The sequence below is a fragment of the Meiothermus cerbereus DSM 11376 genome (assembly GCF_000620065.1).
GTDB lineage: Bacteria > Deinococcota > Deinococci > Deinococcales > Thermaceae > Meiothermus > Meiothermus cerbereus.
Genome location: NZ_JHVI01000007.1, coordinates 115,872 through 134,644 on the forward strand (window position 1 = coordinate 115,872; position 18,773 = coordinate 134,644).

Below are 18,773 nucleotides of genomic sequence, written 5' to 3' on the forward strand. Positions count from 1 at the left end.
CCCACTGTACAACCAAAAATGCTCAAAAGCAGGGCAAATCAACCCTGGCCGCGCGCATGCCGGGCGATCCAACTCTGCAGCACGGCCTCATAGTCTTCTGGCGAAAGGCGGGGCCGCTGGTAAAACCCTGCCTGCAAGCGCTGCCGCTGGGCCTCAAACAGAATCACCGCTGCCGCCACCGAAACGTTGAGGCTCTCTACCATGCCCATCATGGGAATCAAGATGTGGGCATCGGCCCGCTCGGCGGCTTCGGGCGACACCCCCCATTTCTCGGTGCCCAGCAGGATGCAGGTAGGGCGGGTGTAGTCGGCCTGGCGATAGTCCACCACCCGTTCGGAAAAATGCGCCGCCAGCACCTGAAACCCCTGCGATTTCAGGTGGGCAAAAGCCGAGGCCACATCGGGGTGAATCTGCAAACCCACCCACTTGGCCGCCGAACCGGAGGTTTCGTTGAAGGTTTTGCCTTTCAGGCTGAGGTTCTCAGCTTCCTCCAGGTTGGGGATTCCGTGCCGGGCTGGGATGGCGTGGGCCTCGAGCACCCCCACCGCATCGCAGGAGCGCAGAATGGCCGAGAAATTGTGGGGCTTATGCACCCGCTCCATCAACACCGTCAGGTCGGGCTGGCGTTTATCCAATACTGCACGAATCCTGGCAAGGCGTTCAGGCGTCACAAGGGTTTATTGTACCGTGCCAGAATAGCTTCATGAAAGCTATTGTGGTTGAGCAAAACGGCCCGCCCGAAAACCTGCGCTACCAGGAGGTGCCAGACCCCAGGCCCAAGGCCGACGAAGTGCTGGTGCGCACGACCCTTACCAGCCTCAACTACGCCGATGTGCAGGCCCGGCGGGGCGGCTACGAGGCGGGTTCACCACCCCCCTTCATACCGGGGCTGGATGCGGTGGGGGTTGTGGAAGCCCTGGGGGCAGACGTAACAGGCCTGAAGCTGGGACAACGGGTGGCAGTGTTTACCAGCGGGGGCTCGTATGCCGAAAAAGTGCTAGCTAAAGCAGTGCTGGCCTACCCGGTTCCTGCCAAGCTTCCCGACGAGGCTGTATCGGGCCTGACTGCCCTGGTTACGGCCTACAACATCCTGACCTGGGCCGCACGGCTGCAAAAGAACGAGACCGTGCTGGTGCATGCCGCTGCCGGAGGGGTGGGCAGTCTGGCGGTACAGATGGCCAAAGCCCTGGGTGCGGGGCTGGTCATTGGCACTGTGGGGGATACAGCCAAAGCCGATGCTGTTCGCCGTCTGGGGGCCGACGAAGTGCTGGGGTATGCGGATTTTGCCGAGCAGGTGCTGAAGCTTACCAAACAACAAGGCGCCGATGTAATTCTCGACTCGGTGGCGGGCGAGGTCTTTAATCGGGGAATGCAGTGCCTGGCTCCTTTTGGCCGAATGGTGGTGTATGGACATGCCAGTGGGCAGGCCGGCAGCTTTGAAACCCGCCCGCTGCACCGCCAGAGCAAAGCGGTCATCGGCTACAGCAGCGGGCACTACCGCCGCAGTCGGCCCGCGCTTTTGAGACCCACCGTAGAGGCCGTTTTTGCCCTGCTCCAGGCCGGGCAGGTTCGGCTTTTGGTTGGCGCGCGCTACAGGCTCGAGCAGGCCGCAGAGGCCCACGCCCTGATGGAAAGCCGCCGGAGCACAGGCAAAATTTTGCTTTACCCCTAAACTTCGCGCTCGGTGCGGGTGAGGGGCCAGCTAGACACTTCATTGAGCGCGGCAATTTCCTCTGCCCCAAGCTGCAGTCCGGCGGCTGGGAGCAGGTCTTGCAACTGCTGAACCGTATTGGCCCCCACAATCGGGGCGGTAATGAAAGGGCGCGACAACTGCCAGGCCAGGGCCACCTGCGCTGGATGGGCCCCGTGTCGATCGGCGATTTCCAGCACCTTATCCAGAATCTTCCAGTTTTGCTCGCTAAAGCGCCCACTGGCAATGCCCTGGGCCCGCACGCTCTCGGGCAGGGGTTGGTCGCGGCGGTACTTGCCGGTGAGGAAGCCACCCGCCAGGGGGCTGTAAGGGATTACCCCCAGGCCATAGGTCTCGCAAACTCGAGCCAGCTCCCGCTCGAAGTTCATCCGGGTAGGCATAGTTAGGCTGTACTCAGGCTGGATCGAAACAAAGCTTTCGAAGCCGTGTTTATCGGAAGCCCACAAGGCCTGCATCAGGCGCCAAGCCGAAAAGTTGGAGCAGCCGATGTAGCGCACATAGCCTTTATGCACCAGGTCGGTCAGGGCCGAGAGGGTTTCCTCGATGGGCACCTGATTGTCAACCCAGTGCACCTGGTAAAGGTCGATATAGTCCACGCGCAGGCGGCGCAAGCTGTCTTCGACTGCCCGCATGATCCAGGCACGTGATAGCCCCTCGCGCTGCAGGGGGTGGTTGCGCCCCTCGGAACCCCCCGGCCCCATCGGACCCCGTACCTTGGTAGCTAAGACCACCCGCTCACGCAGCCCTCGACTTTGCATCCAACGCCCAATAATCTCCTCCGAGACCCCACCCGGATTGCCAGGTGCCCAGGTGCTGTAGATGTCGGCGGTATCAATCAGGTTGCCTCCCGCCTCCACAAAAGCGTCCATGATGGCAAAGGAGGTGGGTTCGTCGGCAGTCCAGCCAAACTGCATGGTGCCGAGGGCGATGGGATGAACAAACAAACCCGACTTTCCCAGTTTGCGGTAGCTCATAGGGCTTGATTCTACGCCCACAGCGTTCCAGATGACACCACGTTCTCCACCCGCAGCCGCCTGGCTGCTGCCCTACGAAGTGGCGGGCCGCCCTACACATCTGGGTCGGTTATCGTCAGCTTTGGTATAAGGGGCTCCCAGTGCCCATTAGCTGGCGGTGAATGGGTTATGGGCATTGGCCCGCAAGCGCTCGATCAGGGGGCGCAGCAGATCGCGCTTGAGCTTGAGCGACTGGCGGTTGACTATGAAGCGGGCGGTGGAGTGGGCCAGCACCTCGACCTCGAGCAAGCCCGCCGCCCTGAGGGTAGCCCCGGTCTGTACCACATCCACCACGGCATCGGCCAGCCCGGTGAGGGCGGCCAGTTCGACATTACCGGCCAGCTCGATAATATCGGCAACTATTCCCCGTTCACGCAGTACCTGGGCGGTAAAGCGGGGGTACTTGGTGGCAATGCGGCGGATGGGCCCGCTAGAGGCAGGGTGGCGGATGAGGGAAAGGCGGCAGGCCCCTGTGCCCAGGTCAACCGGCTCGTACACGTCCCGACCCGACTCTAGCAGCACATCGTTGCCCACCACCCCCACATCGGCAATGCCCAGATCCACATAGGTGGGCACGTCATGGTTGCGCAGCTCCAGAACAGCGATGCCCCCTTCGTTACCGTGCAGCAAGGCCCGCCCATTTTGCACTGGCGGCAGCTCGAGCCCAGCCTTCGTTAGCGCCTGGTAGCCGTCGGCGAAGTTGCGCCCTTTGGGCAGGGCTACCACCAAAGCATAGCGTCCGCGAATCATCCCAGCTCCCTTATATCACAAACCGCCAGCTTCGATTCAGGGAGCGCAGCAGCACCTTTACGAACCTCAATGGCTGTCAAAGGCTACGACAGCACAGGCTTGGCCGGGTCTTCGGGGGTCTGGTCGTGGTCGGGGATCAGGGCTTCTGCCTCGCGTATCACCCGGAACAAGTAGCCCCCCAGGCCCACCGCCATACCCAGCAGGCCGCTCATAACCAGCAGCAGCGCCATGCCAGCCCCCGGCCCCACCCCCACCAGGCCCCCAAAAAGACCAACCAGGGAGCCACCGGGCATCATGGCCGGGGTCAGCACCCGGTCGGCCAGCGGACCCGCTACCAGCATAGACAGCGGCCCGGCTACCCAGGCAATCATGCGGCGGGCGGCAAACACCTTACCCTGCACGTCGGGGGGCACTTTGGCCTGCCAGATGGCCTGGTTAGAGCCGTTCAGAATGGGCACAATCAGGGCGAACATGAAAGCACAGGCAGCCCAGATCCACACACTCTGCCCCAACCCCAACAACACGCTTCCAAAAAGGCTCGAAAACACCCAGCCCAAAAGCACCCCATGTACCTTGCGCCGGGGGCCACCCCAGGTCGAGAGCAACACCCCACCCAGCACCCCGCCAATGCCCGCAGCACTTTGCACGGTAGCCAGTGCGGTTTCGCTCGAGGCCGTGCGGGCCAGAATCATTGCGGCCATAATGGCCGAGCCCAGGTTGGCCACCAGATTGCCCAGCAGAAACACCGTCTGCAGACCCAGCAGGCTCGGCCTGGCAAAAATGAAGCGGAAACCATACAGTGCCTCACGCAGCAGACTTCCCCGGCTTTCCAGGCCAGCGGCGCTTTGCTTGGGTTGGGGCACCTGCACCAGAATTAAGGTGACGAAGGCAGCCACAAAAGTGACCAGATCCAGCAGCAGAATGCCCCCTAACCCCACCAGCCCCAGAAAGATACCCGCCAGAATGGGTGCCCCAATACCCGAGGCCGACTCTGCCAGCGAGAGCAGGCCGTTGGCCCGCGCATAGTCCTTCTTGGCTACCATGGTCGAGATGGCCGCAGAGTAAGCAGGCCATTGAAAAGCGCTGGTCAGACCGTTCAGGGCCCCTACCACGTACAGGTGCCACACCTCCAGGCTCCCACTCAGGTAAAGCAAAAACACCGTCAGCGTGCCCAGCGCAGCGCCCAGATCCGAGATCATCATCATGAGCTTGCGGTTGGCCCGATCTACCCAGGCCCCAGCAAAGGGCGAGATCAGGATAAGCGGCACCATATAGAAAAAACCCATCAGGGCCAGCGAGGTAGCCAGCCCGGTTTTTTCGAAGGCCCAGATGGTAAGGGCAAACTGGCTCATACCGCTGCCCACCAGCGAGACCAGTTGCCCCAAGGCCACCAGTGTGAATCCCCTTAGTCCGGTCAAATGCATAGCTCTTTGAGCCAGGGCAGGCTATTCGGGCCCTGGTGCCTTTCCATGGTCCAAGTTTAGAGAAGCTCTACTCAGCAAATAAGACAAGATTTTGAGTAGAATGCAGGTGTGTCCAGCACAAGCGAAAATACCAGGGTGCTCGAGCTCAACAATGCGCTGGCCGCCCGTATTCTGGCCGACCCCGAGGTAGCTGTCTTCCTCAAGCCCTTTATGCATGGGCCCACCACCGTTAAGGCCGCGGCCGAAGCGTTTAATCTGCCCATTCAGACCATGCACTACCGCGTGGGTCAGATGCTTAAGGCCGGTCTATTGCAGGTGGTGGCTGTATCGCACAGGCAGGGGCGACCCATCAAGCAGTATCAGGCCACCTCCACAGCCTTTCGCTTTCCCCTAAAGCTGGTGCCCCAGCGTCTCCTGGAAAACCTGACCAGCCATGTGTTCTGGAAAGCCCAGCTCGAGCGCAGCCTGGAAAAAGCCCTGCAAGCAAACACCCACCAGGCACACATGGTGGTCTATCGCAACCAGGACGGGCTGCTCACCTGGAGCTCCCACCCGGATGATGAGGCAGAAGAGCCCGAAGTCCTGGGCCTGCAATACCCAGCCACCTTCAACCTCTGGACCGGAGGCCTTATGCTTGACCGGGCCGATGCCAAAGCCTTACAGCGTGAACTATGGGAACTCTACGAGCGCTATGCCCATCGGGGAGGTGCCGAAAAATACGTAATGCACCTGGGCCTGGCCCCAAGCTTCGAATAGCCAGGGCGCTGCTCGTGTCCGGGCACCGATAAAACTACCTCAGCCCTGCATAGCCTTGACGCATAACGCATATGGGTGTATGATTTTTTTATCAGCCCCGGAAATCGGGGGTTTTTTATTTAACATGGGCAAAGAGCGTTTAGACAAAATACTGGGGCATCTGGGCGTGGGTACCCGCAAAGAAATACACAGGCTGGCTCGAGCGGGCCTGATTACCGTCGATGGCGAGATCATCACCGACTCGGCCTTTAAGTTCGACCCCAGCCTCGCACGCATCGAGGTGGCCGGGGAGCGCTTGGAGTACCAGACCTATTTTTACCTGATGCTCAACAAGCCTGCAGGCTACATCACCTCTACCAAGGATCGCGACGGCATTCCCATTACCGCACTGCTGCCCGAGGAATTGCAAAGGGACGACTGGATGCCAGTGGGCCGCCTGGACAAAGATACCGAGGGGCTCTTGCTGCTCACCACCGACGGCGAACTGCTGCACCGGCTGACCCATCCGCGCTGGAAGGTGACCAAGCGCTACTACGTGGAACTGGCCCGCCCAGCCACCCCCGACGATGTGGCGGTGTTTGCGGCAGGCGACCTCGAGCTCGATGGTGAGGCGCTTCAGCCAGCAGAACTGCACCTGAGCCCCGACCCTTACAAGCCCGACCCTTACAAGGTAGAGCTGGTCATTCGGGAAGGCCGCTTTCACCAGGTCAAGCGGATGTTTGCCGCCAGAGGTAATGAGGTTACCTACCTGAAGCGGGTGGCTTTTGGGCCGATCTGGCTTCCCGCCGACCTGCCTCTGGGTGGCAGCCGCAAACTGACCGCCGAGGAAACCCAGGCCCTGTACCATGCGGTGGGCCTGGCAAATGCAAAATAAGCCCATCTAGGGCTATGCCTTAGGATGAAGGCATGTACGACTTCCTTCTTTCCATCCACAACATCGCCCGCTGGCTGGTGCTGCTCGCGGCCATTTATCTGCTTTACCGCAGCCTCAGTGGGCTCCGCAGCCGCAGTTATGGATCCGCCGACCGCCAGGCCGGCCTGATGTATACCGCTTTGATGGACACGCAGCTGCTGCTGGGCATTTTATTGATGGTTCTAAGCCCCCTAGTACAGAGCGCGCTGGCCAACCCTGGTGCTGCCATGCAGAATGACCAGACCCGCTTCTTCCTTGCCGAACACTGGGTGCTGATGCTGGCTGCAGTGGTGCTGGCGCATGTGGGTAGCGTCCGCGTCCGAAAAGCCGCCGAGGCCCTGCTCAAACAGCGTCAGGCCCTGATCTGGTACGGCTTGAGCATAGCGCTGATGTTGCTGGGCATCCCCTGGTGGCGGCCCCTGCTGCGCCTCGGCTAGGCATCTCATGCAAATCAATAGAGGAGGCTTTGGCCTCCTCTATTGGAAGGGACTGCGGGTTTATTTCTTGACGGTTTCCTTCAGGGCCTTGCCAGGCTTGAAGGCAGGGTACTTGGAGGCGGGGATCTTGATCTTCTGGGTGGTGCCAGGCTTCACACCGGTACGGGCTTTACGGCTGCGCACTTCGAAGGTGCCGAAGCCGGTCAACTGCACTTTATTACCAGCCTTGAGGGCGTCTTCGATCTTGCTCAGGAAAGCGTCCACGGCGGCTTTGGCATCTTTTTTCTTCAAGCCAGCGGTGGCGGCTACTTGGTCAATCAGGTCGGCTTTGGTTTTGGTTTTCTTTGCTGCGGCTCTTGCCATACTGTTACCTCCTTTATTTTCCCTTCAGCACGGAGTGTAGCACACCTGATATACAAATCGCAAGCACCAGAGCAGCGCGGAGGGCAATTTCGTTTCGGACAGAATGCCTAAACCGTGGGCTTTCTGTGGTATTCAGGGGGCAAAAGTGCGGTCACGGCTGCCTCGAGCTGGCGTGTAACCTCCTCCAGGGTCTTGTGATCGGTTTTCCCCGGAGGTATGGCAATGGGATCGCCGAATACCACACGAACCGGTCGCCGCAGACGCGGCCCCTTGCCCACCGGCCAGGCTTTGTCGCTGCCGATGATGGCCGCCGGAACGATCACGGCACCCGTACGCAAGGCAATGGCCGCCACCCCGGTCTTGAACGGCTCGATAAACCCGGTGCGGCTGCGACGCCCTTCGGGAAAGATACCAAAGGCCATGCCGTTTTTTAGAACGCGAATGGCCGCCTTAATGGCCCCCAGATCGCCCGCCCCCCTCGAGACCGGAATCACGTACAGGCGTGGCAAAAGCCAGCGCAGGATGGGGTACTTGAACACGTCGTCGCGCGACATATAGCTCACCACCCTGGGGCAGGCCACCCCCATCACCACCGGGTCGAGGAAGGACATGTGGTTGGAAGCCAGTATTACCGGGCCTTCCATGGGAATTTTCTCCGCGCCTTCCACCTTCAAACCAAACAGCACCTGCAGCAGCACTCGAGCCAGCGCTTTGGTGTTGTGGTAAACCCTTAAGCCATACTCGTACATCGCGCCCCATCATAAGCAGAAAGTCGGGAATCGAGGGCCAAAGCACAGGCACTCAGGCCATTTTCACCACCACCCGCCCCCGCACCTGACCTTGCAGGATGGCCTGGGCCCGTTCCGGCACTTCTTCCAGGCTAACAACCTGCATAGCTTCTTCCAGCAAGGGCCTGGGCAGGTCGTGGGCCAGACGCTGCCAGGCCTCCAGGCGCTTTTCCCGGGGGCACATCACCGAGTCGATGCCCAGCAGGTTCACCCCGCGCAAAATAAAGGGGAATACGGTGGTCTCGAGCTTCACCCCACCCGCGTTGCCGCAGGCTGCCACGCTGCCGCCGTAGGCCATGCGCGGCAACACCCCGGCCAGCACCGCCCCGCCCACGGTGTCCACCGCCCCGCCAAAACGTTCGGACTCGAGCGGCTTGCTGGGTGCTGTCAGCGCAGCGCGATCCAGAATCTCGCCCGCACCCAACGACCTCAAATGGGCTTCTTCACTGGTGCGGCCGGTAGAGGCCACCACCCGGTAGCCCAACCGGGCCAAAAGCGCGACCGCCAGGCTGCCCACCCCACCCGCTGCGCCAGTAACCAGCACTTCTTTGCTTTTATCTATCGCATGGGCCTCGAGGGCCATCACCGCCAGCATGGCGGTAAAACCCGCCGTGCCGATGCCCATAGCCTGCTGCAAGGAAAGCCCCTGGGGTAGAGGCACCAGCCACTCCGAGCGCACTCGAGCCAGTTCCGCCAGCCCGCCCCAGTGCCGCTCCCCCACCCCCCAGCCGGTCAGGATGACCGAGTCGCCGGGTTTGTACGCGGGCGAGGCCGACTCCAGCACCGTTCCGGCCAGGTCAATGCCGGGAACCATGGGGAAACTGCGGATCACCTTGCCTGCACCTGTAATGGCTAGGCCGTCCTTGTAGTTGAGGCTGCTGTAGGCCACCCGCACCAGCACATCCCCTTGCGGCAGTTCATCCAGGGTAGCCTGCCGAATCTGGGCGGTATAGGGGTCGCCCGATTCCACTACCAGGGCCTTGAAGGTTTGCATGGCCCTAGATTACCCGATGAAGGCTGGACGAAAACAATTCGGTAGTAGCTCACATGTTTCCGCTGGCGGTGTTAGGCTTTTGGTATGCGTTCTCCACTGGTCAGCGCCCAATGGCTGCACGATCGCCTTAACGACGAGCGGCTGCGGATTGTGGACTGCCGCTTTTCCCTGCAAGACCCCCTGGCCGGTCGGCAGGCCTATGTAGCGGGGCACATCCCCGGTGCTTTGTTCCTCGACTTAGAACAAGACCTCTCGGCCCCGGTGCGGCCCGACCGCCGGGGGGGCCGCCATCCCCTGCCCACCCCCGAAGCCCTGGCCGAAACCCTGGGCCGCGCAGGCATTGGCAACCAGCACTTTGTGGTGGCCTACGACGACCCCCCCGCCGGTGGGATGTATGCCCCGCACTTGTGGTGGTTGCTGAAGTGGCTGGGCCACGACCAGGTGGCCGTACTGGACGGCGGCATCAGGGCTTGGCAGAAGGCAGGTTACGAGATTTCTACCTCGGCGGTGGAGCACGCCCCCACCACCTTCCGGCCCCACCCTCGGCCCGAGATGGTGGTGGATGCCGATTTTGTAGCCCATCGCCCCCCTGGCACGGTGCTGATTGATTCCAGGGCCCCCGAGCGCTACCGGGGCGAGGTGGAACCCATCGACCCGGTGGCCGGGCATATTCCTGGGGCCATCAACCGCAGCTGGCTGGACAGCCTGGAGGCCTCGGGAAGATTCAAGCCCGCCGAGGCCCAGCAAAAGCGCTTCGAGGGCCTCGAGGGCGAAATTATCGCCTACTGCGGCTCGGGCGTCTCGGCCACGGCCAATGTGCTGGCCTTAGAGCTCATCGGGAAGCCCGCCCGCCTGTACGCCGGCTCCTGGAGCGACTGGGTGTCCGACCCTAGCAGGCCCGTCGCAACGGGTGAGGAATAAGCGCCAACCCCAGGTGAAAACCGCTCCCCCACATCGACCATCGGCTGTTTTAGACCGCTATAAAACATACACGGCGCACACTGCATCCCATCAGACCGGGTAAACTTAGGCCCAGCTATGCTGGCACCGGGCAGCCGACTCCGAACCTATCTCGACCTGATCCGCTTCGAGCACACCTTGTTCGCCCTTCCCTTTGCCTATGGGGGTATGCTGCTGGCCGCCCGGGGCTGGCCGGGCTGGGAAGTATTTGCCTGGGTTACCGTGGCGATGGTGGGCGCCCGCACCGGGGCCATGGCCCTCAACCGCCTGATTGACCGCCACATCGACGCAGCCAACCCCCGCACCGCCGGACGGCATCTGCCCCGCGGCCTGGTCAAACCCGGCGAGGTGTTGGGGCTGGCCGTGGTGGGTATTGTGTTGCTGGCCCTGGCGGCCTTCAACCTCAACCCCCTTACCGCGAAACTGCTGCCGGTGGCGGTATTTTTTCTGGTGGGCTACAGCTACACCAAGCGCTTCACCTGGCTGTGCCACTTCTGGCTGGGCCTGACCATCGGCGCGGCCACCGCCGGGGGCTGGATTGCCGTCACGGGCGCTTTTGAGCCGGCCTTGTTCGCCCTCTGGGCTGGCACCGCCTTCTGGCTGGCTGGCTTCGATATCCTCTACGCCACCCAGGACTACCGCTTCGACCGCGAGAACGGCATCCACAGCGTACCGGCCCGCTTCGGCATCCCCACTGCCCTGCGCATTGCCCAGGCCTGCCACGCCCTCACCTTCGGTTTCTTTATCCTGACCGGCCTGCTCTGCGGCGCGGGCTGGGTGTACTTTGCGGGCGTGCTGGCGGTGGGGGCGGTGCTTTGGTACGAGCACCAGCTGGTCAAGCCCAACGACCTCAGCAAAGTAGACCAGGCTTTTTTTCAGGCCAATGTGGTGGTGAGCCTGGGGATGTTGGTGGCCATTGCGCTGGACACCTGGATTTGAAGGGTCCTCGAGGCCCTCAGCCACCATGCTCAAAAATCAGCCAGCACATCCTCGAGCATCCGCGCGACCGCATAGGCATCGTACAGATCGGAGTAGCCCATCAGCGAGAGACGGAAGACCCGGCCCTTGAGCTGGCCCTGCCCCCCGATGATGGTGGCCCCCCGCGCCGCGAAGGCCTCCTTGAGCTGGGCGTAGCTTGTCCCTTCGGGCAGGTAAAAGCAGGTGGTGGCCGGGCTTTTTACCTCGGGGACGGGCTTTAGGCCAAGCCGCTCACCGCTGGCGTAGAGGATTGCGTTTTGCTGCTCTTTGAGGGCGAGGTGCTCGGGCAGCCGGGGCAGCAACTCCTCCAGCACCGCGGCGGTGGCGGCCACCAGGTTGATGGCCGGTGTCCAGGCCGACTCACCGGAACTCTGCACCTTGAGCTCGGAGGCCAGGTTCAGATAAAAGCCTCGAGGCTTCAGGTGTTCTATGGCCCGGGGCGAGAGGGCCGCGTAGCCCAGCCCCGGCGGGCACATGATGCCCTTTTGCGAGCCACAAGCCGCCGCATCAAGGCCCCAGCCTTCCAGCTCGAACTCGCTCAAGAACATGCTGGTAATGGCGTCCACCACCACTAAGCCCTCTGGGAAGCGGGCCTTGAAGGCCTGGGCCAGAGTGCGCACGTCGTTCAGGGCCCCGGTCGAGGACTCGGAGTGCGTCAGCAGCAGGCCATCGAAGGGGCCGCTGGCCTCTTCCAGGTGCTCAGGTCGCACCACCCGGCCCCACTCGAGCTCCAGGCGCACCACCTCGAGGCCAGCCTGTTGGGCAATTTTGGCCCAGCGCTCGGAGAAGTTGCCGTGCACCGGTACCAGCACCCGGGCCCCCGGCGCAAAGAGGTTCTGCACCAGGGCGTCCATGGCCGCCGTGCCCGAGCCGGTGAGCATCAGAACCTGACCCTGGGTCTTGAAGGCGGCCTCGAGGCCGGCCTTAGCTTTGAGAAAAACCCGCTTGGCCTCGTCGCTGCGGTGGTGGAGTTGGGGGCGGGAAAGGGCTTCCAGGGCCCTGGGGTGCAGCTCGACCGGGCCGGGGGTGAGCAGGCGGGGGCGGTACATACCGGGCATTTTATCTCCCTAAAGCGCAGCTAAGTCCACCCGCTCGAGCACGTCCAGCCCGCGCAGCACCTCCAGCACCGCCTCGCTGGGGCGCTCGTCAATGGCCAGCACAAACAGGGCCTTGCCGCCGGGGTTGTCGCGGCCAAGCTGCATCCCCGCAATGTTGATGCTGTTCTCACCCAGTAGGGTGCCCACCTTGCCTACCACCCCCGGTCGGTCGCGGTTGATGCAGACCAGCATGTAGCCGCTGGGCACGGCCTCTACGGTGTGGTCGTCAATACCCACGATGCGGGGTTTGCCGCCCAGCACCGCCCCCCGGGCCTTGCGGGTCTCCCGGTCGGTCTCGAGGCGCACCTCCAGCACCTGGCGGTAGTCCAGCGACTGCTCGACCTGGCGGGTGATGAGCGAGATGCCCCGGTCGCGCATGAGGGGCCGGGCCGAGACCAGGTTGGTAGCCCCGGCCCCCAGCACCTGATCGAGCAGGCCTTTGGCCACCGCCGAGGCGATGGGGTCGGGGTTTTTCTCAAAATCGCCGTAGTACGAGACCTCCACCGTCTGGGGCCGGCCCTGGGTGATCTGGGCCAGCAGCTTGCCCAAAGCCTCGCCCAGCGGCAGCCAGGAGGAGAACACCTGCAAACCCTCGGCGTCGAAGCCGGTGTTGAGGGCGTGGGCCAGGTTGCCCTGCAGGGTCTCGATGACCCGCTCCAGCACCGCCTCACCCACCCGCTCCTGGGCTTCCAGGGTGTTGGCCCCCAGGTGGGCGGTGTGCACCACCTTGGGGTGGTGCACCAGGGGGTGTTCGGCACCCGGAGGCTCCTCCACAAACACGTCCAGACCCGCGCCCCACAGGTGCCCGTCGTTCAGCACCTCCAACAGGGCCTTTTCGTCCACAATGCCCCCGCGCGCAGCGTTGACCACCACCGCCCCCTTGGGCAGCAGGTACAGCTCGCGGCGGCCAATCAGGCCGCGGGTCTCCTCGGTGAGGGGGGTGTGCACGGTCAGGAAGTGGCACTGGCGCAACATATCGGCCAGGTCGTCCAAGAGTTCGACCCCCAGGGTCTGGGCCCGGCTGCGCGGGATGTAGGGGTCGTAGGCCAGCACCCGCATATCAAAGCCCTTGGCGAACTTGGCCACCTGCCCCCCAATGCGCCCCAGCCCCACAATGCCGAGGGTCTTGTGGTTGAGCTCGAGGCCCAGGTATTTGCGGTCCCACTGGCCCTGGCGGATTTTCTGGTCGGACTCCACCACCCCCCGCGCCACCGCCAGCAGCAAGGCCCAGGCCAGCTCGGCGGCGGAGCGGGTGTTGGCCTCGGGCACGTTCACCACCAGGATGCCCCGGCGGGAGGCGGCCTCGAGGTCCACGTTATCCACCCCTACCCCACCCCGGCCCACCACCTTCAGACTGATCCCAGCCTCCAGCACCCTGGCATCTACCTGGGTACGGCTGCGGGTAATCAGGGCATCGTAGCTTCCAATCACCCCTAGAAGCTCTTCCCGCGTCATACCGGGCTTGTAGTCCAGGCGTACCTGGGGGTGCTTGACCTCCCCCAGCCGCATCTCGTCGGTCACTAGCACTTTCCACATAGCTCTGGCCCTCGGTTGTATTTGGGATGGGTTGAGGAGGTTATCCCCAAATCAACACGCCTCCAACCTTATCATTTTGTGCAGTTTGGCACAATATAAACCTTTAGTGCCTTCTCAAGGCCTTGCTTTTGCAAAGACAAAAGCCTGTGCTAGACTTACACCACGAAGAAGTACCACCCTCTGCGCCCACCCTCGCCGAACCAGACCGGCAAGGCTCTGGCGGTTTAGAGGAGTGCGCATTCAGCCACAGGAGCCAAAATGAGAATAGCCATCGTAACCGACTCCACTTCCGACCTACAAACCCGTGCTGCCGAGATGGGCGTCGAGGTAGTTCCTCTATACGTCAATTTCAAGGGCAAAATCCACAAAGACTGGGTCGAGATCACCCCCAGCGATATCTTCGAAGGGGTCAAGGCCGGGGCCGGGATGCCCAGCACCAGCCAGCCCTCCCCGGTCGATTTCAAAGCTGCCTACGAACGGGCCTTGCAGCACGCCGACCATGTGCTCTCGATCCACATCTCTTCCAAGCTTTCCGGCACCGTGCAATCGGCCCAGCTCGCCAGCCAGGAGTTTCCAGGAAAAGTTACTGTCTTCGATACCCTGGCCGCCAGCATGGGTATTGGGATGATGGTCGAGCGGGCCAAAGAGATGCTGGATCAGGGGGCCGATCTGCTGCAAGTGCTGGTGGAGCTCGAGCGCATCCGCTCCGACCACATCGTGCGCTTTACCCTGGCCACCCTGGACTACCTCAAGAAAAACGGGCGCATCGGTGGGGCCCAGGCCCTTCTGGGCAGCCTGCTGGGCATCAAGCCCATCCTGACCCTCAAAGAAGGCCGGGTAGAGGCAGCAGGCCGGGCCCGGGGCGAGAAAAAGGCCCTGGCCGAGATGGTCGAAGCCCTCAAAACCTGGTCTGCAGGCCGTCAAAAAATCCGCATCTACTACCTCTACAACGCCGAGGAAGGCGATGTGGCCGCCTTCAAAGCGGCGGTGCAGGCTGCCGGGCTGCCCCTGGAGGAACGGGTTACCAGCAGCATCGGCGGGGTAATCTCGACCCATACCGGGCCGGGGGTGTACGGGTTTTATGCCTACAGCCTGTAGCCAGGATGGCGAGAGGCCGCTTTGCATAATCAGGAGGCAAACATGGAACGTACCGCCTTTGTGGCCGATTCGACCCTGGGCCTCTCCCCGCAAGAAGCCCTCGAGCGGGACATCTACCTGGTTCCTCAGCAGGTCATCATCGAGGGTCAGAGTTACCGCGACTTTGTAGAGATCACCCCCAGCCAGGTTATAGAGGCCCAGCTTGCTGGCAAAAAGGTGAGCACCAGCCAGATTTCGGCAACAGATCTGGAGGCGCTGTATAGCAATTTGCTAGAAAAATTCGACCGCATAGTTTCGGTGCACGTCTCCAGCAAGCTCTCGGGTACCTGTTCGACCGCCCGCATGGTAGCCGAAAAATTTGGCGGCCGCGTTAAGGTGATTGACAGCCTGACCCTGAACGGAGGGCTTTCGTTCGTGATTGAGGAGGCCCGGCGCAAGCTTGCGGCCGGGGTATCCTGGGATCGGCTGGAAGAGGCCATCGCCCCGCTGGCGCAGCGCATCCGCGGCTTTGTGTTGCCAGCTACGCTGGAGTATTTGCACCGGGGCGGGCGGATTGGCGGCCTGCAGCATTTCATCGGCTCACTCCTGAAGCTCTTACCGGTGCTGGAGGTGCGGGATGGGCTGGTGCGGCCCCTCGAGCGGGCCCGGGGCTGGCACAAGGGCCTGCAGCAAATGGCCGAGGCCTTCCGCAAAGCCTTTCCTGAAGGGGCCCGGGTAGTGCTGGCCCACGCCTACAACTCCCAGGGGGTGGAGGAACTGCGCCGGCTCATCAGCCAGGAGGGTGTGGTCGTCGAGGATGTGCGTGAGTGTGGCCCGGCGGTGGCCGCCCACACCGGCCCCGGCACGGTGGCCCTGTTTGCTGCTCCGCGCTAAACCCCCTCCCCTTTCCCATTTTGCCCTGCTATGGTTGGGCCATGCGTGCCGTGATTCAACGGGTTTCTCAGGCCAGGGTCGAGGTAGAAAGCCAGACTGTGGGGCAGATTGGGCCCGGGCTGCTGGTGCTGCTGGGCGTAGGCCGGGGCGACACCCTGGAGGATGCCGTCTACCTGGCCCACAAGATCGCCGCTTTGCGGGTTTTTGCTGACGAAGAAGGCAAAATGAACCGAGCGCTGGCCGAGGTGGGGGGCGAGGTACTGGTGGTGTCGCAGTTCACCCTCTACGGCGATACCCGCAAGGGCAACCGTCCCAGCTTTGTGGGGGCAGCGCCCCCGGATGAGGGTAAACGCCTGTACGAACGCTTTTGCGACCTGCTGGCAGGGCAAGGGCTGCATGTGGAAACCGGGGTCTTTCAGGCCCACATGGAAGTACACCTGACCAACGACGGCCCCGTAACCCTCTGGCTCGACTCTTCGCAGCGGCTTCAGCCCAGACGACTATAAGCCTACAGTTGACAGCCTGCGGTCTGGTGGAATATAGTTCGTTCGCTGAACTTACTAAATAACCCGTTCCTTGAAGGCGTGCCATGGCCCGCAACGCTCCCCTTGACCAGCAAGCCATCAAGCGGCTCAACCGCCGCCTGATTCTGGAGGCTTTGCGCCGCAGTGGGCCGCTAAGCCGGGCCGCGCTGGCGCGGGCGGTGGGCCTCACCAAAAGCACGGTTTCCTCGCTGGTGCAGGAGATGCTGGAGGAGGGTCTGCTGGATGAAGGCAACCAGCACAAGCCTGGCCTGGGCCGGCCAGGAACCGAGCTCGAGTTTTCCCCCCAGCACACCCTGGCCTTAGGCGTCGAGCTGGGCGTGGAGAATACCCAGATTGTGCTGCTCGACCTGAGCAACAAGATTCACGGCGAGTGGGACTGGGTCGAAAGCCCCCATACCCCGCTGGCTGAGCGGCTATCCAAAGTGGCCGAGCAGGTACGAGCCCGGCTCTCCAACCCCGCCGAGTTGCTGGGGGTGGGGCTGGCCATCCCTGGGGTGGTCAGCGGGCGCAAGCTGATCTATGCCCCGGGCCCCGGCTGGCGCAACGAGCAGCCTGCGGAGATGCTCGAGGCCCTTCTAAAAGTGCCTACCCTGGTAGAAAACGACGCCAACGCCGCCGCCCTGGGCGAGACTTTTTGGGGCGAGAACCAGAGCCCGCTGGTCTACGTGGTCATGACCACGGGCCTGGGTACGGGGCTGGTGGTGGACGGTCAGGTCTACCGGGGCCGTCTGGGGGCCGCCGGCGAGCTGGGCCACTGGCTCACCGGCCAGCCCTACAGTCGCAGCCGTGCAGGGGACGTAGAAGACACCCTCTCACTGCGGGCCATGGTAGAGCGCTACCAGGCGGCCAGCAACCGCCAAGAAGGCTTCTGGGGCATCCTGCAGCGGGCCGAGCAGCAAGACCCCTACGCCCTGCAAGCTCTGCAAAACCTGGCCTACGAACTGGGGCGCTTTGTGGTGAACCTGTGCGTCGCCTTCGATCCCGCGGTGGTGGTGCTGGGTGGGGCTGGGGCCGAAGCCTGGAAGTGGCTCGAGGCCCCCCTGCGCCAGACCATCCGCAACCTCGCTTTTATCCCCGAACACGCCGAAATACCGGTAAAACCCAGCGCGTTCGGACATCTAGCTCCGGCTATGGGCGCAGCAGCTCTGGTGCTGCAGCGCTTTTTAGCAAATGGTGGAACCAGGGAGTGGAGCCCGCCAATCTCCCCCCTGGGTGGTCGGGCAACCATTGGCGTATCGCGCAGTTAAGGAGGGTACAAGTATGCGAAAACTATGGCTCACATTGATTTTGGCCCTGGGTTCACTGGCCATGGCCCAGTCGGGAAAGCTGGAGATTTTCTCCTGGTGGGCCGGGGACGAAGGCCCCGCTCTGCAAGCCCTGATTGACCTGTACAAGAAGCGCTACCCCAACGTTGAGGTGATCAACGCCACCGTTACCGGCGGCGCGGGCGTTAACGCCAAGGCCGTGCTCAAGACCCGCATGCTGGGCGGCGACCCCCCCGATAGCTTCCAGGTACACGCCGGACAGGAGCTCACCGGCACCTGGGTGGTGGCCGACCGCATGGAAGACCTGACCGCCCTGTTTAATCAGGAAGGCTGGATGAACCGCTTCCCCAAGGGGCTCATTGACCTGATCTCCTACAAGGGCAAGATTTACAGCGTGCCGGTCAACATCCACCGCTCCAACGTAATGTGGTACGTTCCGGCCAAGCTGCGCGAGTGGGGTGTGCAGCCGCCCAAAACCTGGGCCGAGTTCCTCACCGTCTGCCAGACCCTCAAGGGCAAAGGCCTCGAGGCCCCCCTGGCCCTGGGTGAAAACTGGACGCAGCAACACCTGTGGGAGTCGGTGGCGTTGGGGGTGCTGGGCGCTGCCGACTACGCCAACCTCTGGAGCGGCAAGCTGCGCTTTACCGACCCCAAGGCAGTCGCGGTGTGGAACACCTTCGGGCGCGTGCTGGACTGCGCCAACAAGGACGCCGCTGGCCTCTCCTGGCAGCAAGCGGTAGACCGGGTGCTCGAGGGCCAGGCCGCCTTTAACATCATGGGTGACTGGGCCGCCGGCTACATGACCACCACCAAGGGCCTCAAGCCCGGCGAGGGCTTCGGCTGGGCCCCCGCCCCCGGTACCGCCGGCGTGTTCATGATGCTCTCCGACTCCTTCGGACTGCCCAAGGGCGTGAAAAACCGCACCAACGCAATCAACTGGCTGCGGCTGGTAGGCTCCAAGGAAGGGCAGGACGCCTTCAACCCGCTCAAAGGTTCGATTGCTGCCCGCACCGACTCCGACCCCAGCAAATACAACGCCTACCTGCAGTCCGCCATGCGCGACTGGAAATCCAACCGCATCGTGGGTTCGCTGGTGCACGGCGCAGTGGCTCCGGAATCCTTCATGAGCCAGTTCGGCACCGTGATGGAAATCTACCTCTCGAGCCGCAACGCCCAGGCCGCGGCCAACGCCGCACAGGCCATCGCCAACCAGGTTCGTTTGGGCCAGTAAGCCTTTAGGGGGCAGGCCTGCGGGTCTGCCCCCGCCCCATC

General features: G+C 62.8%; 20 protein-coding genes. 11 read left to right on the top strand and 9 right to left on the bottom strand.

Annotated elements, in window-relative coordinates; genetic code table 11:
- Positions 1-38: 38 nt before the first annotated feature.
- Positions 39-671, bottom strand: a complete 633-nt coding sequence (gene trmH, locus Q355_RS0102670) for a tRNA (guanosine(18)-2'-O)-methyltransferase TrmH (RefSeq protein WP_027876364.1) — start codon at positions 669-671, stop codon at positions 39-41.
- Between the two features lie 32 nt (positions 672-703).
- Between trmH and Q355_RS0102675 the strand changes: the two genes are divergently transcribed.
- A complete protein-coding gene (locus Q355_RS0102675) occupies positions 704-1,672 on the top strand; it encodes a quinone oxidoreductase family protein (protein ID WP_027876365.1) in 969 nt (322 codons plus the stop codon).
- Here the strand turns inward: Q355_RS0102675 and Q355_RS0102680 are convergent.
- The 3 genes from Q355_RS0102680 to Q355_RS0102690 all read right to left on the bottom strand — a co-directional run bounded on the left by Q355_RS0102680 (position 1,669) and on the right by Q355_RS0102690 (position 4,898).
- Positions 1,669-2,685 carry an aldo/keto reductase gene (locus tag Q355_RS0102680; RefSeq protein WP_027876366.1) on the bottom strand — a complete coding sequence of 339 codons (1,017 nt, stop codon included), beginning with the start codon at positions 2,683-2,685 and terminating at the stop codon, positions 1,669-1,671. The genes Q355_RS0102675 and Q355_RS0102680 overlap by 4 nt on opposite strands.
- Before the next feature lie 147 nt (positions 2,686-2,832).
- Positions 2,833-3,474: an ATP phosphoribosyltransferase gene (hisG, locus tag Q355_RS0102685; RefSeq protein WP_027876367.1), complete on the bottom strand. Its 642-nt coding sequence runs from the start codon at positions 3,472-3,474 to the stop codon at positions 2,833-2,835.
- 83 nt (positions 3,475-3,557) lie between these two features.
- Complete coding sequence (locus Q355_RS0102690) at positions 3,558-4,898, bottom strand: MFS transporter (RefSeq protein WP_027876368.1); 1,341 nt, start codon at positions 4,896-4,898, stop codon at positions 3,558-3,560.
- Positions 4,899-5,006: 108 nt separating this feature from the next.
- Here Q355_RS0102690 and Q355_RS0102695 point away from each other — a divergent pair, with 108 nt between their 5' ends.
- The 3 genes from Q355_RS0102695 (at position 5,007) to Q355_RS0102705 (ending at position 7,004) form a co-directional block, all read left to right on the top strand.
- Positions 5,007-5,654, top strand: a complete 648-nt coding sequence (locus Q355_RS0102695; RefSeq protein WP_245597464.1) for a winged helix-turn-helix domain-containing protein — start codon at positions 5,007-5,009, stop codon at positions 5,652-5,654.
- A gap of 79 nt (positions 5,655-5,733) precedes the next feature.
- The gene (locus tag Q355_RS0102700; RefSeq protein WP_084496023.1) at positions 5,734-6,528 is read left to right on the top strand and encodes a pseudouridine synthase; all 795 of its coding nucleotides are present in this window, start codon (positions 5,734-5,736) and stop codon (positions 6,526-6,528) included.
- Positions 6,529-6,560: 32 nt separating this feature from the next.
- Complete coding sequence (locus Q355_RS0102705) at positions 6,561-7,004, top strand: hypothetical protein (protein ID WP_027876371.1); 444 nt, start codon at positions 6,561-6,563, stop codon at positions 7,002-7,004.
- Positions 7,005-7,064: 60 nt separating this feature from the next.
- On the opposite strand, the gene Q355_RS0102710 is transcribed toward Q355_RS0102705, so the two are convergent.
- From Q355_RS0102710 to acuI, 3 genes are all read right to left on the bottom strand, one after another.
- Complete coding sequence (locus tag Q355_RS0102710; RefSeq protein WP_027876372.1) at positions 7,065-7,367, bottom strand: HU family DNA-binding protein; 303 nt, start codon at positions 7,365-7,367, stop codon at positions 7,065-7,067.
- A gap of 107 nt (positions 7,368-7,474) precedes the next feature.
- Positions 7,475-8,116, bottom strand: a complete 642-nt coding sequence (locus tag Q355_RS0102715; protein WP_027876373.1) for a lysophospholipid acyltransferase family protein — start codon at positions 8,114-8,116, stop codon at positions 7,475-7,477.
- 52 nt (positions 8,117-8,168) lie between these two features.
- A complete protein-coding gene (gene acuI / locus Q355_RS0102720) occupies positions 8,169-9,149 on the bottom strand; it encodes an acrylyl-CoA reductase (NADPH) (protein WP_027876374.1) in 981 nt (326 codons plus the stop codon).
- A gap of 84 nt (positions 9,150-9,233) precedes the next feature.
- On the opposite strand from acuI, the gene Q355_RS0102725 reads away from it, so the two are divergent.
- Positions 9,234-10,070: a sulfurtransferase gene (locus Q355_RS0102725; protein WP_027876375.1), complete on the top strand. Its 837-nt coding sequence runs from the start codon at positions 9,234-9,236 to the stop codon at positions 10,068-10,070.
- A 117-nt stretch (positions 10,071-10,187) separates the two neighbouring features.
- On the top strand, positions 10,188-11,048 hold the full coding sequence (mqnP, locus tag Q355_RS0102730) for a menaquinone biosynthesis prenyltransferase MqnP (protein ID WP_027876376.1): 861 nt from the start codon (positions 10,188-10,190) through the stop codon (positions 11,046-11,048).
- A gap of 29 nt (positions 11,049-11,077) precedes the next feature.
- Here the strand turns inward: mqnP and Q355_RS0102735 are convergent, their stop codons facing one another.
- Both Q355_RS0102735 and serA read right to left on the bottom strand, forming a co-directional pair.
- Entirely contained in the window at positions 11,078-12,136 is a 1,059-nt protein-coding gene (locus Q355_RS0102735; RefSeq protein ID WP_027876377.1) for a pyridoxal-phosphate-dependent aminotransferase family protein, read from the bottom strand.
- Positions 12,137-12,154: 18 nt separating this feature from the next.
- The gene (gene serA / locus Q355_RS0102740) at positions 12,155-13,720 is read right to left on the bottom strand and encodes a phosphoglycerate dehydrogenase (RefSeq protein WP_027876378.1); all 1,566 of its coding nucleotides are present in this window, start codon (positions 13,718-13,720) and stop codon (positions 12,155-12,157) included.
- Positions 13,721-13,978: 258 nt separating this feature from the next.
- On the opposite strand from serA, the gene Q355_RS0102745 reads away from it, so the two are divergent.
- The 5 genes from Q355_RS0102745 (at position 13,979) to Q355_RS0102765 (ending at position 18,732) form a co-directional block, all read left to right on the top strand.
- Positions 13,979-14,818: a DegV family protein gene (locus Q355_RS0102745; protein WP_027876379.1), complete on the top strand. Its 840-nt coding sequence runs from the start codon at positions 13,979-13,981 to the stop codon at positions 14,816-14,818.
- A gap of 42 nt (positions 14,819-14,860) precedes the next feature.
- Complete coding sequence (locus tag Q355_RS0102750) at positions 14,861-15,691, top strand: DegV family protein (RefSeq protein ID WP_027876380.1); 831 nt, start codon at positions 14,861-14,863, stop codon at positions 15,689-15,691.
- Between the two features lie 41 nt (positions 15,692-15,732).
- A complete protein-coding gene (dtd, locus tag Q355_RS0102755) occupies positions 15,733-16,197 on the top strand; it encodes a D-aminoacyl-tRNA deacylase (protein WP_027876381.1) in 465 nt (154 codons plus the stop codon).
- An 83-nt stretch (positions 16,198-16,280) separates the two neighbouring features.
- Positions 16,281-17,483 carry an ROK family transcriptional regulator gene (locus Q355_RS0102760; protein ID WP_027876382.1) on the top strand — a complete coding sequence of 401 codons (1,203 nt, stop codon included), beginning with the start codon at positions 16,281-16,283 and terminating at the stop codon, positions 17,481-17,483.
- A gap of 13 nt (positions 17,484-17,496) precedes the next feature.
- The gene (locus tag Q355_RS0102765) at positions 17,497-18,732 is read left to right on the top strand and encodes an ABC transporter substrate-binding protein (RefSeq protein ID WP_027876383.1); all 1,236 of its coding nucleotides are present in this window, start codon (positions 17,497-17,499) and stop codon (positions 18,730-18,732) included.
- Positions 18,733-18,773: the final 41 nt, after the last annotated feature.